Consider the following 13,514-nt stretch of genomic DNA (forward strand, 5'->3'; position numbering starts at 1 on the left):
AAAGTATTGTTACGAAAAACTAATTTTGGGCTCATCATCATTGTATGCCATGTGTATAAGTTAATTGGAGTGGAGACTGGGGGACAGCGTTACTTATGAGACCCTGGAGCGCAAGCGAAGCGCGGCTCATCAAACGCCCCCAGTCGGAACAAAAATCAACCACACATTATGGTGATGATCCTATTTTTTAAAAAATGTTAGTTTTTTCATCGATTTCGCTACTATTAATCAATTTTCAAGCATACAATTAATTAACAAACGAACGAACTATTTAATGAGTTAGATTTAATAAGGGGTGCTATTACTTTGATAATTACTTTCTCCTAAAATGATGGATTGAGTGTCAGCGTCAATGACAAGGTATTTATGATAGATCTCCTGATTTGTTTGCTGATAGGATGCTAAAAAATAAACTTGTCGATTGGGATGAATAAAAGTATGTTGAGAGAGGTCTATTTTTTCACGTATAAAATTTGTTTTTAGATGAAATGTTTCCTCAGCCTTCGGTACGTCCTTAAAGGCTATTTTTTGACGAATGTTCAAGGTAGCATCGTTATATTCCTCGTAGATTGCCCGGTCTAATTGAAGATAAAAGTCGTCCTCAGTACGAAATGTTTTATATTGATTATTAGGATATTTATAAGATGTAGTTTCAGATGGTATGCAAAGTGTAGGTGCTACTGTGTTTTCTACTGAATCTTGAGGCTGCTGTAGTAAAAATCTTGAAACAACGACCAATGTTAAAAGCAATGCCTGCATGATTAGGCCTCCTTATTGTGTTACAAAGTAGAATTCCCAATTTTTTGATATATATACGCATCGTTACAATATCATCAGGATCTGGTGTGGCTTTATAACTGGAACCTAGTACAGGATAAAACTAGTCAAATTATTGAAATATTGGACTGGCTTTATTTGATCGATCGTTTAGTATCTTCAATAAAATGCTCCCTCGCTATTAGGAAGCTTTTGAATATTTATTTAGTAGGACATCTAGTTCTTGACTACAATTTACAACACTAGGATGGGTGAAGCCTAAATCCATTGCTTTTCTATACATAATCCTTCTTTTAACTTCAATCTCCATCTTCAAGAATTGTTTAACTGATATATTTACCAAAATCTTTTCCTCCTAATTTTTTCTCCATATTCTTGAAATACATTGACCTCGATTCAACTTTTTCATTGTATCTCACATAAAATAAAAAATATGTCACATTGTGTATAGGGTGAGAAATTCGTAATTTAGTCACAGAAAAATATCTTTACTCTTAAAAGAGGGGGAAAATAAGAAATTTTAATATTGGATATTTTAACCCATTTTAATTTACTTTTATTGTATTTTTTATATATTCTATTACCCTATAACAAAAATATTAGGGTTTTTTTATTGCTAGTTTTAAAAAAATAAACAGAGAAAGATTTAATAGATTACTAACTTTTTTACTATAAAGATTTATATTTACGTCGATTGAATTTAAAATGAATTTCGTATCTTGTCACAATTTATCAAATAAACTTTTTTGTTGTTTGTTATTGAGGAGATTTTATTTTGGTTGAAAATGTTGAGAATTTTCGAAATATATAGAATAATAGGTAAACGGGTTTCTCGAATCTATTAAATGATAGGGGAGGTATACGATGTTGAAGGTAAGGTTGCCATTATTAAGCGTTATTATCGCGGCTATTTTAATGTTAATAGCATGTTCAGAAGTGACAACAAAAACAGGAGAATCTTCAGAATCAAAAGAAATTACTAACCATTCCGTTCAACACGTGGAAGAATCTAAAACGAAACCTCCAGTTATTGATAGGGATTATGATTTTACATATTTAGAGGAATTGCCAGAGGAAAAACAAGCTTTTTATGAAGAATTCTTAAGCAAAGGGGATAGTAATAGTTTAAAGATTTTTACACCAGAGGAAATAGTGTTAATTATGATGAATTTAATACTTGAGCATAATTTCGATAAACTATATGCAATTACCTACAATAACAATGAGCTTCCAAATAAAGAAACCTTTATCAAAGAATACATCAATTATTTATTAGATGAGCAAATACAGGATTATTTGATGTACAGATACTACGATAATATTTCATTGGATAAAGATACTAGCACCGAAAATGTAGCAGTTGTTAAATTAGAAATTATTTTTGGAAGTTCCCATTTTCTCAAGACATTTGCCTTGCTAAAAGAAAATGGTACGTGGAAAATTGATTTATACAATAATATGAAAGAAAAGAAGGCGAAATCTGAAGAAAAATAGAGGAGATAATAATGACCGTAATATACTTTGTTAGACATGCCCATTCACACTATACAGCTGATGAGTATAATCGACCGCTATCTGACAACGGGTTTAAGGATAGGGATCGTGTCACAAAATTATTCGAAAATAAAATGATTCACGTAATTTATTCAAGTACATATAAAAGGGCCATCCAAACGGTGGAAGGCATTGCGCAAGAACATCATCTACAGGTTAATATCGTGGATACTTTTAAAGAAAGAACATTGTCTAATAAAAAGATAATGGATTTTGACGATGCGATTCGTCAATTATGGAGTCATCCAAACTTTGCATTTGAGGGTGGAGAATCAAATGAAACCGCAATGGAACGAGCTATTACTACCTTGCAAAAGATAGTGCTAGCGCATCCAAATGACAATATAGTGATTGGTACACATGGCAATATAATGGTCTTAATGATGCAATATTTTGATATTCAATATGATTATTCGTTTTGGAAAAAGCTGTCAATTCCAGATGTCTATCAACTTACATTTCAAAACTTCGTGTTAGTTGATGTTCAGAGAATTTGGAAAGAGTAGGAGAAGAGGATTGTACAAGAATTAAGGGAACAAATATTGAAGCTAGAAAAGCAATTAATGCATTATCGGAAAGTGGATTTTGAGAATATCGAGAATTTGGTAGTTCGAGCACAAAGTATGATAAAGTTTTACAATTAAATTCGCTGGAAAACGAAGATGGAATATCCCATTTGTAGCTAGGGATTTTGCGATTCAGCAAGTGGCACCTCATGTCGTCCATACTACATATTGCACAACGTCCATTACAAACGGCAAAAAACCATTAAGAAGCTTCATTTAGGTGTTGCACGACACAGAGTGGAAAATGTATTTTCATCAGGGAACCCCAACTATAAACGCCCGTATGTAATAAGACATACGAGCGTTTTTTGAAATTGGCCGAAGAAGTGACAGCCCATTATTTTGTTTTATTGAGAATCAGCTTTGCCATTCTTCTCGTAATAAACCAAATAAAACTACATCATGAAATTGACCGAAGCGGAAAATCTCATTTCGTAAAATACCTTCTTTTGTAAAGCCACACTTTTCATAGGAACGAATAGCTGCTTTATTAAAGCTAAAAACCTGAAGTTTAACTTTATTAATAGCAATATAATTAAAAATAAAATGAATAAGAGTTTTCATTGCATCCGTTCCAAGTCCTTTACCTTGCCATTGTTCGCCGATTGAAATGCCTACAAAGCAAGTACTATTTTGCCAGTTGATTGAATAGACACCACAGGAGCCGACAAGCTCATTTGATGTTTTTTCAAAAATTCCGAAGATAAACTCCTCTTTTTTCCCACTGATACTTTGAAAGAATGAAGTATGATCCTCAAAGGTATTTGGAAAGGGGATTTCATCATTGGCAAGTAGCAACGATTTCTTTTCACTTTCCATTTTTACAAATGCTTCTAAGTCGATGGAAGTCATTTGCTGTAAAGTAATAGTTTGACCTGTAAGAAATTCTTTAAAATAATTTTCCATTTGTATTCTCCCTCGTTCAAGGGCTGCAGTTAGAGTTACATCCCTTGGATAATTTGTTGTATAAACAAAGCATCTACTGCAATTTTCGCACTCATATGCACAACTCCTTATGTTTAGGTAACTTTATAGTAGCATTTTTTGGAATAAGTAGAAATAAATATTTTTATCAGGTGTGTTGATTAACCATTTTTATCCACCTTAATTAAATTAGAAGGATCTGATTTCCGCTACGGGCTACTCGCTTTGTCGCTGACGCTTCGCTTTCGCACAGATAAAACATTTTGTCGCTGACGCTTCGCTTTCTGCACAGATAAAACATTTGTCGCTGACGCTTCGCTTTCGCACAGATAAAACATTTGTCGCCGACGCTTCGCTTTCGCACAGATAAAACATTTGTCGCTGACGCTTCGCTTTCGCACAGATAAAACATTTGTCGCTGACGCTTCGCTTTCAGCGCAGATAAACAATTTGTCGCTGACGCTTCGCTTTCGCACAGATAAAACAATTTGTCGCTGACGCTTCGCTTTCGCACAAATAAAACAATTTGTCGCTGACGCACAGAGCAAGGCTTTCTGCGAGCGAGCATCGAGTAGCCCTACGCTGCAAGCGCCTTCATCATAACATGTGGTTGATTTCTTTGATAGAAGAGCTTGTTTTTCGATAAAAGCCCAAATAGTTTCGATAAAGAGCGATTTTGTTTCGATAAAAGCCCAAATAGTTTCGATAAAGAACGATTTTGTTTCGATAAATCTTCAAAGTATCCCTATAAAACGAACAAAAGTAGCTTTAGCGATTCTGTTTTGAGGCTCGACACTAAATAGTAACAAGAAAAACCCTTTCATCGATCAATAATAAACCTATTTTTTCCTAATCAACACGCCTTTATTTTTATTATAGTTTTTTTGAAGGGCGCCAATTTGTCTGCTGCTCTACATCTTGTTGTTTCATCCAATCAAGAAAATCTTCTGTGCATTGAGTATCGTAGTCTAACACAGCTTCATAGACATAAATCGAAGGAAGTATTATAGATTTCTTTAGCAGTTCTTCTTTAATTTTCAAAATAACCTTTCGACTATCAATTGTTAGGGAATCGTTCATTAACGATATTAAATCCCTTGATAACGGTCCATTTCGTGTTTCAGAAAACAGCCACATATCAATATTCCAAATTTCTAAAGGCGTATGCTTATATTGAATTTTAAAATAGTAACCATTAAATGGTGATTCTAAATAATTTCGGTATTTTAACTCTAAAACCTTTGGATTGCTAGTTAGATCCGATAAAATCGACATGGCTTCAGTTGCATTAGGGCTGACACTAAAGGTTTCGATATCGATATCTGGATCCACTAGTAAATCATAGGCTGTAGCTCCAACAACATAAGCTTGTCCGATTTTATTCCATTTTTCTAATAACTCCAATTCGTTTAGAATCGTCAGGGCTGTTTCTTTTCGCTCTTGCGCTCTTTTTAATAGTTCCAAAATTTACACCTACCCTTAAATTAATTTCTAAATCATGTTAGAATACATTATATTTGGCAATTGTTCAATACATTATTATGCAATGAAAATAGCTTTCGTGTTCAAACAACAACTCTTAAAACAGAAAGAAGGAAGAATAGATGCGTACTTTTCATCCGTATTTTAGTGGTTTAATGAAATATTTACCTGAAGAGGAGCAGCTTCAATTACAACGTGCAATAGGAGCAACCGAGTCTCAACTTCAAGCATTGCTTAATGTGTTTCCTAACTGTCCAGAGTCACTTATTAATCTACTTAAAGATGTAAATGGAACATATTATTGTAAACATGGTGAAGAAACGATTTGTGTACTAGTGCTCGGCTCAGATCTTGGTGAATATCCGTATTATCTAAAGTCCGTAGAGCAAATTATTGCAGATTTCCGAGTAAAAGATAGTGAAAGTATTTATGAGCGTTATGAGGATTTTTTAGATTATGTGGAAGTGGATGAACGAATTAATATGCATGTACCGTTAAGAGAACGATTATGCTTTTCAGACTGTATGAACAATGGTGGTACATCCCGTTTGTATATTGATTTTAATCCGAATGAAGGTGGTCAAGTAGGGCAAATAATTCGCTACGTTCATGACCCAGATAGCTATGAGGTGATTGCACCGTCCTTTGAAGCATATTTACAAAAGCTTGTTGATACGGAGTATGAATTTACAGCACTTTATGAAGAAGAGGAGATTTGATGAAATTAAAATTTTATGAGGAAAATGATGTTTACTTAATTGATCGATATACCATAACTGAAGACCAGCTTCGATATACGATGTCTCCGAAAGAGAGCATTGAATTAGTGAAGCAGGATACCAACCGTCATGCCATTCTTGTATTAGATGAAGACAAACTCGTAACCTTCTTTGTGTTGCATGAAAATGAGGGGGTCAAGCCATATTCTTCTAATGAACAGGCGATCTTGATCCGCGCCTTTTCGACAGACTATTATGAACAAGGGAAAGGCTATGCAAAAGCGGCATTACAGTTTTTGCCTGACTTTGTTTTAGAGCATTTTCCAACTATCAATGAACTTGTGCTAGGCGTTAATATACCGAACACCGCTGCACAGTCACTTTATAAAAAATGTGGGTTTGCCGATGAAGGAAGGCTGGCAACAGGATTCAATGGTGAGATTAAAGTGATGAGTCGTTACATAAGGTGAGAGCATAATTGAAAAAATGTATCAGGAACGCTCTGCTTGATAATCAATCGCTTAATTATGCAAAAAAAACTGCGAAAAACAGCAACGAACTGTCAAAATAGAACAAAGTATTGCTAACAGGAACTAGTGTTTAATGTACCTCATCGTCATATGGTGTTTACGATCCCGAGGAGCTTCGAAATGTGTTCTTTCAGGATCGAAAATTGCAGGAGTTAAGTCAATTAGTTGCTCAAGTATTTGAATATTACCATCAAAATTGTTCTAAGAAACGTCGGCTAAAGCCTGGAATTATTACAGTCATCCATACATTTGGACGAGATTTAAAATATAATCCGCATTTGCATGTGCTTGTTACAGAGGGAGCGATGGATGCTCAGCGTGAATGGTATCCATTAGATTGGATTCCCTACGAATATTTAAGAAAATCGTGGCAGAAGGTGGTACTAGATTCAATGAAGCGAAGACAGATGATGTGCCAGCCTATGTGATTGGTGAATTTATGGTGGACAAGAAACCAGGAGAAGCTGTGTCACTGGAGTGTCCGTATTGTTCGGGAGAAATGTTTGAAGCTTTTAAACTATATAAATTGCCTTCCGAAGACTTTGTAATGGAGCTATTTATTCCTATTTAAGATTTTGTGAATAACATAATTCGTTGTTGATGTTTTATAGTGGTCTAATAGTAAGCCCATGCTATAATGATAGTAATAAAAAAGAGGTGATGCCTGATGAATCGAAAAGCAATACGAAGAATTCCGTTAGAAAAGCTTTTTGACTTGAAGGTTGATTTTGCCTTCAAGCAAATGTTCGGAAATGAAAAGAATAAAAAAATTACAGTTGTTTTTTTGAATGCGGTACTTAAACTTACAGGACGAGACACTATTAAAGAAGTAACATTCCTTAAACATGAATTGGGCGGTGAATATCAAGACGATAAACAATCCCGACTAGATATTCTTGTGAAAACACAAAATGGTGACTTCATCAATGTGGAAATTCAACTATCTAATCAGCATGATATGACAAAGAGAACGCTATATTATTGGGCAAAAATGTATGAGTCGCAACTAGTTAGAGGGATGGGCTATAGTGAGTTACGCCCAACAATCACGATCAATATTTGCAATTTCACAATGTTTAAAGACAACAAAAATTATCACAATACTTTTCATCTATATGAAGACACAACATTATCAAGACTAATGCCAGAAGAAGATGTGATGGAAATTCACTTTATAGAGATAAACAAGTTTATTTCGCTTTGGTATGAAGGAAAGTTGAATGCTCTTGAGGACCTATTAATTCGATGGTTGTTATTACTTGGTATGGTCGATGGTCGTAATAAGAAAGTATATGCAGAGATATATCGTGAATTGGAGGAGTTAGCGATGAAGGATGAAAACTTACGTGCAGCATTTGATACATGGGAAGAAATCAGTCAATCCCCTGAAACAATTCTTGCTTATCAATCTCGCTTAAAGTATATCCTAGATGAAGAAGCCCGTTATATTGATGGAATAAACAAGGGAAGAGAGCAAGGGAAAGCAGAGGGAATGAAAGAAGGACTAGAGCAAGGACTAGAACAAGGGCGTAAACAAGAGCAAATAGAGTTAGTGAAAAAATTGATGAAACGACATGTAACCGTTGAAGAAATAATGGATTTAGTAGGCTTATCGAGAGAAGAAATTGAAAGAATAAAGGATCTAGATTTACCTCAAGATTAACACATATAAAGCATGACTAAATATTTTGTCTATTCACTTTTCACAATAAAGATAGCTACCTGATGCTTGATTTTATTAAAAGTCAAGTTTTTACGCTGAAACTATTTAAAATAGTGCATTCTTATATAATGTCACACATTATATGTATAAAAATTAAAATTTTGGCTCTTCACCATAACTCGTGGTTGATTTTCTGTTAATTCAATAATTTTACATTTTACTATAGAAAAAAAGCGAAATCTCACGTATCGTAATCATGTTTTGGTGAAGAGTCCTTTTATTTCAATTTTTAATAAGATGTAGGTAGAGTCATGCCAACTTTTGTAATTCGCCATCTATTTTTATATAGATGGTTTTTTTTTGATATGAGGACGTCTTTTAGAGTTTACTGTAAGTACTTTCCGTGACATAAAATTGTAACAATTCAAAAAAATAAAAGTGTTTTAAGGGAAATGATGGCACTTCTTGTAAATGAATGACGTTATTTTTATTGGAAACAAATATTTAGTTTCCCAAATAATACATTGGAGGATTTTACATTGAGTAAAGAAGAATTATTAAACTTGAGTAGTAATTCATTGTTTGTAGCATTTATATTACTACTAATCGCCATCATACCGATTGGGCTTGCCGTGAAATCAAAAGGAAAAATGTTTGGAAAAGTAGGGCTTACACTTACGTATATTGCTTTTATTTTACAGCTAGTTTATTTCATTTTAAGGTGGATTGCGGTTGATCATGCACCTGTAAGTAATATGTACGAGTTTATGACGTTTTTTGGCATCATGCTTACTGGTAGCTATTTGATTATTCATTTTTTATATAAACAAATAGTGGTAGGCTTGTTCACCATTCCTGTGTCATTAATTATTCTCGGTTATGGAAGTGTTTTTACAAAAGAAGTTTCACCACTTGTGCCATCGCTGCAAAGTCATTGGTTAACGATCCACGTTATGACAGTTGCATTTTCAAGTGCCATATTATCGATATCGTTCGCAACAGGTATTATTTATTTATTAAGAACATTAGATGTTTCTAAATTTTCGATTCGTACATTTGCCTTGGAATTTGTGATGTATTGTCTAATTGTCGTAATTGGCTTTATCGGAGTGGCTACTTATTTTAACTTTTCAGGAGATAAACTCGAGGTTCAGTTTGAAAATGTACAAGGTCAGGAAGAAACAGCAGTTTATACGATGAAGCCGCTCATTGTCACGAAAGACGCAGTAACATCTAGTGGGGAACAGGTTGGCGTTTTACAGATTACAAATAAGATAGATGCGAAGAAATTGAATTCTATCGTATGGGCATTTATAGGTGGAACGGTTTTATATGCTGTGATTTTACTCATTGCGAGAAGACCGTTAATTGTTTTATTAAAGCCATTAACAAACCGTGTACAACCAGCATTAATGGATGAAATTTCATATCGAGCTGTTGTCATAGGCTTTCCGCTGTTCGCCTTAGGAGGACTTTTATTTGCCATGATTTGGGCGCAGATTGCGTGGAGTAGATTTTGGGGCTGGGATCCTAAGGAAGTATGGGCACTTATTACATTTTTATTTTATGCTGCTTTCCTTCATTTACGACTATCTAAAGGCTGGGAAGGCGAGAGGACAGCTTGGTTAGCGATTGTTGGATTTGGCATTATCGTTTTTAATCAGGTATTTGTGAATTTAGTAATTGCTGGTTTACATTCTTACGCGTAAGGGGCTATGACTGAATATAATTAACAAATCAAAAAGAGACATCCGCAATTTGGATGTCTCTTGAATTTTGCACTGTTTATTCTAAAGCCGAAATTAAAGCTTTACAACATTAGTTGCTTGTGGTCCGCGGTTACCTTCTTCAACGCCGAATTCCACTTTTTGGCCTTCTTCTAAAGTTTTAAAGCCATCTGATTGAATAGCAGAGAAATGTACAAATACATCATTTCCACCTTCTACCTCGATAAAGCCAAAACCTTTTTCTGCGTTAAACCATTTTACTGTACCTTGTGTCATGTGAACAACCTCCCAAAAAAATTCAACAATCATATTCCTTCAATCGCTCGCAAAAAATCACGTATTCAAAAGCCGTATTACTTTTGAATACGTGATTTTAATGGTTAAGACGAAGTAATGTAATTATTATTGTTTTAATTATATAACAGTTCGAGACATTTATCCAGTATATTCCGTTTTTAGTAAGAAAAATTTACATTGGATTGTTTTTTACTATAATTTACAGGCGTGTTGATTAACTATTTTATCCATTGGGATTAGAAGACGCTGATTTCTGCTACAAGTTACTCGCTTTCCTGCGGGAGTCGAGTAGCCCAATACTACAATCAGTTAATTAATCCATGCTTTCTCTTTAGCGACAATGACTGCCTCTGCACGAGATTCTACATTAAGTTTGACAAAAAGTTTGGATAAATAATTTTCGACGGTGCGTTGAGTAACCCCAATAGCGGAAGCGATTGCTTTATTTGTGCATCCTTGTGATACTAGCTGTAAAATCTCTTGTTCTTTATCACTAAGTAAAATGTCTTGCTGGGTATTTGATAGATTGGTACGTTGTTGTACAAAGTCTAAAAAATCTGCTGAAAGTAAGATTTCACCTCTTAGTGCAGCTTGAATAGTTTGAATAACTTGCTCCTTTGTAGCTAGCTTGGATAGTAGTCCGTCGATTTTTTTCTCAACCAATAGTTCGTAATAATCGGAAAGCTCGTATCCTGTATAGAGTAAAATAAGTGCTTCTGGTTGCTTTTTTTTAATCATTTCTGAAAGCTGGATGCCATTGATTGGTTTCATATTAATATCGATCAAAAATAATTGGAAATTTTGAGCATCCATTCTCGACAGTACAGAAGCACTATCCTGCTCTGTATCTATACGAACGTTTGTTAAATCCTGTAATAATGTTTTTGTACCATCTAAAACGACAGGATGGTCATCTACAATAAGAATATCAATCATATGATTCCACCTCCTCTTGTATTTGAATAAATATATGCATTCCTTCATTTTGACTGGAGGTTAGGGCGATATTTCCATTAAAAGCACGGACACGTTCTCGGATACCGTTAATGCCCATTGAAGTTGAAGATTGCATTAAATCTTCAATATTACAGCCAATACCATTATCGTCGTATTGGAGGATAAAACCACGAGGGATCGCTTGTAGTCTTAGTGAAACCTCGGTTGCCTCAGCATGCTTTATTGCATTATTTAAAAGTTCTTGTACTAAGCGATAAACGACTAAATGTAAGGTTGCATCATGGAATTGAACACGTTCTATTTGAGTAGTTAACATAAAATCTGCCCGTATTTTCACTTTTTGTATCAGTTTTTTTAAGGCCATTTGTAACCCAAATGTATCAAGCAAAGGGGGACTTAGATTCTCGCAATATTCACGTAAATCTTTCGTTGCATTTAGTAATTGCTCCCGGATATCTAATACCTTTTCTTTTTTTATCATCGTTGAGCCAGCTAGGACATCTAACTCTCTCGCTATATGAAGCTGCTCTTGCAATACGGTGTCATGTAATTCCTGTGCTAAAATACTCTTTTCTTTTTCAGTGATAGTCCATAACAATTTATCGAGCCAAGGAAGCTGTGTATCGTTGTTATCCTTCATATGCTGTATTTCACACACTAAATCTTCAATGAGTTTTAAATTAACTATAAACATGGAAACATAGAGTGCAAGTAACTCCAACCAAAGAAGCTCTTCTTTGTGTAGAGCATGTCTAATTATCAAAATAATTTTTTCTTCACCCGTATCGTGTAATAGTAGATTAGTCATTTCAGTCTCTATGCTAACTTCACCTGGGCTGATTGGTACACCTTCGGATATTGTTGTAATGGTAAAAGATGCAGTACCCAGCTTTTCTATTATTTCATATTTAAACAAATTAAGTAATTCCTGCTGATTTTTTGCTTTACTCATGCGGTTAACGGCAGCATATAAATTATGTACATAATTGCCACTAGATGAAAAGATAACTTTTCGATACTTATAATCAAGCTGCTCCTTAATATAGAAACAAGCAATAAAACTAAGGAAAACAAGGATAAAGACACTCGTCATTTTAACAATCGACAATTGGTCTAAAAACACTATAATAATGCCTGAAGTTAATATTAAAGTGCTGAAAAAGGCTAGTGTTGAATAATAACGTAAACGAGATAATTGATATTCAATATCGAATAATCGTTCATTCAGTTGAATGAAGATAAAAGAAAAAGGAATAAACAATAAAAATAATGCAGCTAAATCTGCATTTAATATAGTAGTGTGACCCAGAATTTCAGGGACGACGAAAAAAAGTAAAAACGGTAAGAAAGGCGTGATAAACGCAATAGCGATAAGACGGATCTTAGCCAATTTTGTTCGTAAATAACTTGTTAGTAAAATATAGACGGCATAAAGTACAAGTAAAGCAAACAGACCTAGAGTAATTAAAATGGATATATTTCTAATGTCAAAATTAAATTTTTCAATGAAATAACAGCAAGGTCTAAATAATAGTAATAAATACAGCCATTTGGTATTTATATATGGCCATTTTATATGAAGATAACAGAAATAACATTGTAAAAAGTGAATAAAAAGTACTAAGCATAAAACCATACAATTATTAATTACAAACATTCCAATTGGATTCCCTCTACTTGAGGCTCCCGTACTTATATAGGCCAATGAACATGTTAATAAAAATAATATTAATAATTTTGTGAGTTGATTATCTTTCTTCCTTTGCCATAAATAGATGGCAACGACAAAAGATAATATGAAATAAAACAGTGGAAAGATAATTTGCAAGTATAATTCTTCGGGAATATCTTTATGCTGAACTGTAATATTATGAATTTCGCCATTTGGCTTAGTAATTGTTAGCTCATTCGCACTTCTAGCGAGAGAATGGCGTTGGATTGACCTATTATCTTGTGCTGGTTTGCCATCGAGTTCCAGTAAAATATCACCTTTTTCAATATTTTGTTGCTGTGCCCAGTGAGGATAATAGAAGTCAACAATAACAGGTTGGCCGCTAGTTGTGTCCACTGAAATACTAATAAAAGGTACTCGTATTGCCACGACAAGTACATAAATACCGAGAAGTAGGTATGTTATAAAAATACTATATGTCCATTTACTCATAGTTTTCGCTCATTTATTTGCATGATCATAATGCCCCATTTCATCATTAAGTATGCTTATATTATCCATAATTTTTGGTAATTTTGGAATACCGAAATATGGTGTTTCGGAAAACCACTATTACTTTTTCGGAATAACGAAATAGTTTTTTCGG

General features: G+C 34.1%; 15 protein-coding genes. 7 read left to right on the forward strand and 8 right to left on the reverse strand.

Translation table 11 applies throughout. The features are described from left to right. Nucleotides 1-285: 285 nt before the first annotated feature. Both QUF91_RS12915 and QUF91_RS12920 read right to left on the reverse strand, forming a co-directional pair. Nucleotides 286-759 carry a hypothetical protein gene (locus QUF91_RS12915; RefSeq protein ID WP_289418030.1) on the reverse strand — a complete coding sequence of 158 codons (474 nt, stop codon included), beginning with the start codon at nucleotides 757-759 and terminating at the stop codon, nucleotides 286-288. A gap of 199 nt (nucleotides 760-958) precedes the next feature. After that, entirely contained in the window at nucleotides 959-1,120 is a 162-nt protein-coding gene (locus QUF91_RS12920; protein WP_285400459.1) for an aspartyl-phosphate phosphatase Spo0E family protein, read from the reverse strand. Between the two features lie 521 nt (nucleotides 1,121-1,641). Here QUF91_RS12920 and QUF91_RS12925 point away from each other — a divergent pair. Both QUF91_RS12925 and QUF91_RS12930 read left to right on the forward strand, forming a co-directional pair. Then, nucleotides 1,642-2,271: a hypothetical protein gene (locus tag QUF91_RS12925; protein ID WP_289418031.1), complete on the forward strand. Its 630-nt coding sequence runs from the start codon at nucleotides 1,642-1,644 to the stop codon at nucleotides 2,269-2,271. Nucleotides 2,272-2,282: 11 nt separating this feature from the next. Further along, on the forward strand, nucleotides 2,283-2,837 hold the full coding sequence (locus tag QUF91_RS12930) for a histidine phosphatase family protein (protein ID WP_289418032.1): 555 nt from the start codon (nucleotides 2,283-2,285) through the stop codon (nucleotides 2,835-2,837). 417 nt (nucleotides 2,838-3,254) lie between these two features. Here the strand turns inward: QUF91_RS12930 and QUF91_RS12935 are convergent, their stop codons facing one another. The 3 genes from QUF91_RS12935 to QUF91_RS12945 all read right to left on the reverse strand — a co-directional run bounded on the left by QUF91_RS12935 (nucleotide 3,255) and on the right by QUF91_RS12945 (nucleotide 5,285). Continuing rightward, a complete protein-coding gene (locus QUF91_RS12935; protein ID WP_289418033.1) occupies nucleotides 3,255-3,803 on the reverse strand; it encodes a GNAT family N-acetyltransferase in 549 nt (182 codons plus the stop codon). Nucleotides 3,804-4,005: 202 nt separating this feature from the next. After that, complete coding sequence (locus QUF91_RS12940; protein WP_289418034.1) at nucleotides 4,006-4,389, reverse strand: hypothetical protein; 384 nt, start codon at nucleotides 4,387-4,389, stop codon at nucleotides 4,006-4,008. 305 nt (nucleotides 4,390-4,694) lie between these two features. Then, nucleotides 4,695-5,285 carry a hypothetical protein gene (locus QUF91_RS12945; protein ID WP_289418035.1) on the reverse strand — a complete coding sequence of 197 codons (591 nt, stop codon included), beginning with the start codon at nucleotides 5,283-5,285 and terminating at the stop codon, nucleotides 4,695-4,697. A gap of 140 nt (nucleotides 5,286-5,425) precedes the next feature. Between QUF91_RS12945 and QUF91_RS12950 the strand changes: the two genes are divergently transcribed. The 5 genes from QUF91_RS12950 to ccsB all read left to right on the forward strand — a co-directional run bounded on the left by QUF91_RS12950 (nucleotide 5,426) and on the right by ccsB (nucleotide 9,924). After that, nucleotides 5,426-6,022, forward strand: a complete 597-nt coding sequence (locus QUF91_RS12950; protein ID WP_285399215.1) for an SMI1/KNR4 family protein — start codon at nucleotides 5,426-5,428, stop codon at nucleotides 6,020-6,022. Beyond that, nucleotides 6,022-6,492, forward strand: a complete 471-nt coding sequence (locus QUF91_RS12955; RefSeq protein ID WP_289418036.1) for a GNAT family N-acetyltransferase — start codon at nucleotides 6,022-6,024, stop codon at nucleotides 6,490-6,492. The genes QUF91_RS12950 and QUF91_RS12955 overlap by 1 nt, the downstream gene beginning before the upstream one ends. A gap of 182 nt (nucleotides 6,493-6,674) precedes the next feature. After that, the gene (locus tag QUF91_RS12960) at nucleotides 6,675-6,980 is read left to right on the forward strand and encodes a transposase (RefSeq protein WP_289418037.1); all 306 of its coding nucleotides are present in this window, start codon (nucleotides 6,675-6,677) and stop codon (nucleotides 6,978-6,980) included. A 239-nt stretch (nucleotides 6,981-7,219) separates the two neighbouring features. Further along, nucleotides 7,220-8,215, forward strand: a complete 996-nt coding sequence (locus tag QUF91_RS12965; RefSeq protein WP_289418038.1) for an Rpn family recombination-promoting nuclease/putative transposase — start codon at nucleotides 7,220-7,222, stop codon at nucleotides 8,213-8,215. Nucleotides 8,216-8,754: 539 nt separating this feature from the next. Further along, nucleotides 8,755-9,924, forward strand: a complete 1,170-nt coding sequence (gene ccsB / locus QUF91_RS12970) for a c-type cytochrome biogenesis protein CcsB (protein ID WP_285399709.1) — start codon at nucleotides 8,755-8,757, stop codon at nucleotides 9,922-9,924. A gap of 93 nt (nucleotides 9,925-10,017) precedes the next feature. On the opposite strand, the gene QUF91_RS12975 is transcribed toward ccsB, so the two are convergent. From QUF91_RS12975 to QUF91_RS12985, 3 genes are all read right to left on the reverse strand, one after another. Continuing rightward, complete coding sequence (locus QUF91_RS12975; RefSeq protein ID WP_053592785.1) at nucleotides 10,018-10,218, reverse strand: cold-shock protein; 201 nt, start codon at nucleotides 10,216-10,218, stop codon at nucleotides 10,018-10,020. Nucleotides 10,219-10,548: 330 nt separating this feature from the next. Then, nucleotides 10,549-11,175: a response regulator transcription factor gene (locus QUF91_RS12980; protein ID WP_285399706.1), complete on the reverse strand. Its 627-nt coding sequence runs from the start codon at nucleotides 11,173-11,175 to the stop codon at nucleotides 10,549-10,551. Then, complete coding sequence (locus tag QUF91_RS12985) at nucleotides 11,168-13,360, reverse strand: sensor histidine kinase (protein ID WP_289418039.1); 2,193 nt, start codon at nucleotides 13,358-13,360, stop codon at nucleotides 11,168-11,170. The genes QUF91_RS12980 and QUF91_RS12985 overlap by 8 nt, the downstream gene beginning before the upstream one ends. Nucleotides 13,361-13,514 lie beyond the last annotated feature (154 nt).

The sequence above is a fragment of the Lysinibacillus sp. G4S2 genome (assembly GCF_030348505.1).
Classification (GTDB): Bacteria; Bacillota; Bacilli; order Bacillales_A; family Planococcaceae; genus Lysinibacillus.

Coding starts and splice junctions, on each gene's coding strand:
- QUF91_RS12980 (WP_285399706.1), bottom strand. CDS start 11,175: ATGATTGATATTCTTATTGTAGATGACCATCCTGTCGTTTTAGATGGT.
- QUF91_RS12975 (WP_053592785.1), bottom strand. CDS start 10,218: ATGACACAAGGTACAGTAAAATGGTTTAACGCAGAAAAAGGTTTTGGC.
- QUF91_RS12955 (WP_289418036.1), top strand. CDS start 6,022: ATGAAATTAAAATTTTATGAGGAAAATGATGTTTACTTAATTGATCGA.
- QUF91_RS12950 (WP_285399215.1), top strand. CDS start 5,426: ATGCGTACTTTTCATCCGTATTTTAGTGGTTTAATGAAATATTTACCT.
- QUF91_RS12965 (WP_289418038.1), top strand. CDS start 7,220: ATGAATCGAAAAGCAATACGAAGAATTCCGTTAGAAAAGCTTTTTGAC.
- QUF91_RS12935 (WP_289418033.1), bottom strand. CDS start 3,803: ATGGAAAATTATTTTAAAGAATTTCTTACAGGTCAAACTATTACTTTA.
- QUF91_RS12915 (WP_289418030.1), bottom strand. CDS start 759: ATGCAGGCATTGCTTTTAACATTGGTCGTTGTTTCAAGATTTTTACTA.
- QUF91_RS12925 (WP_289418031.1), top strand. CDS start 1,642: ATGTTGAAGGTAAGGTTGCCATTATTAAGCGTTATTATCGCGGCTATT.
- QUF91_RS12985 (WP_289418039.1), bottom strand. CDS start 13,360: ATGAGTAAATGGACATATAGTATTTTTATAACATACCTACTTCTCGGT.
- QUF91_RS12940 (WP_289418034.1), bottom strand. CDS start 4,389: ATGCTCGCTCGCAGAAAGCCTTGCTCTGTGCGTCAGCGACAAATTGTT.
- QUF91_RS12930 (WP_289418032.1), top strand. CDS start 2,283: ATGACCGTAATATACTTTGTTAGACATGCCCATTCACACTATACAGCT.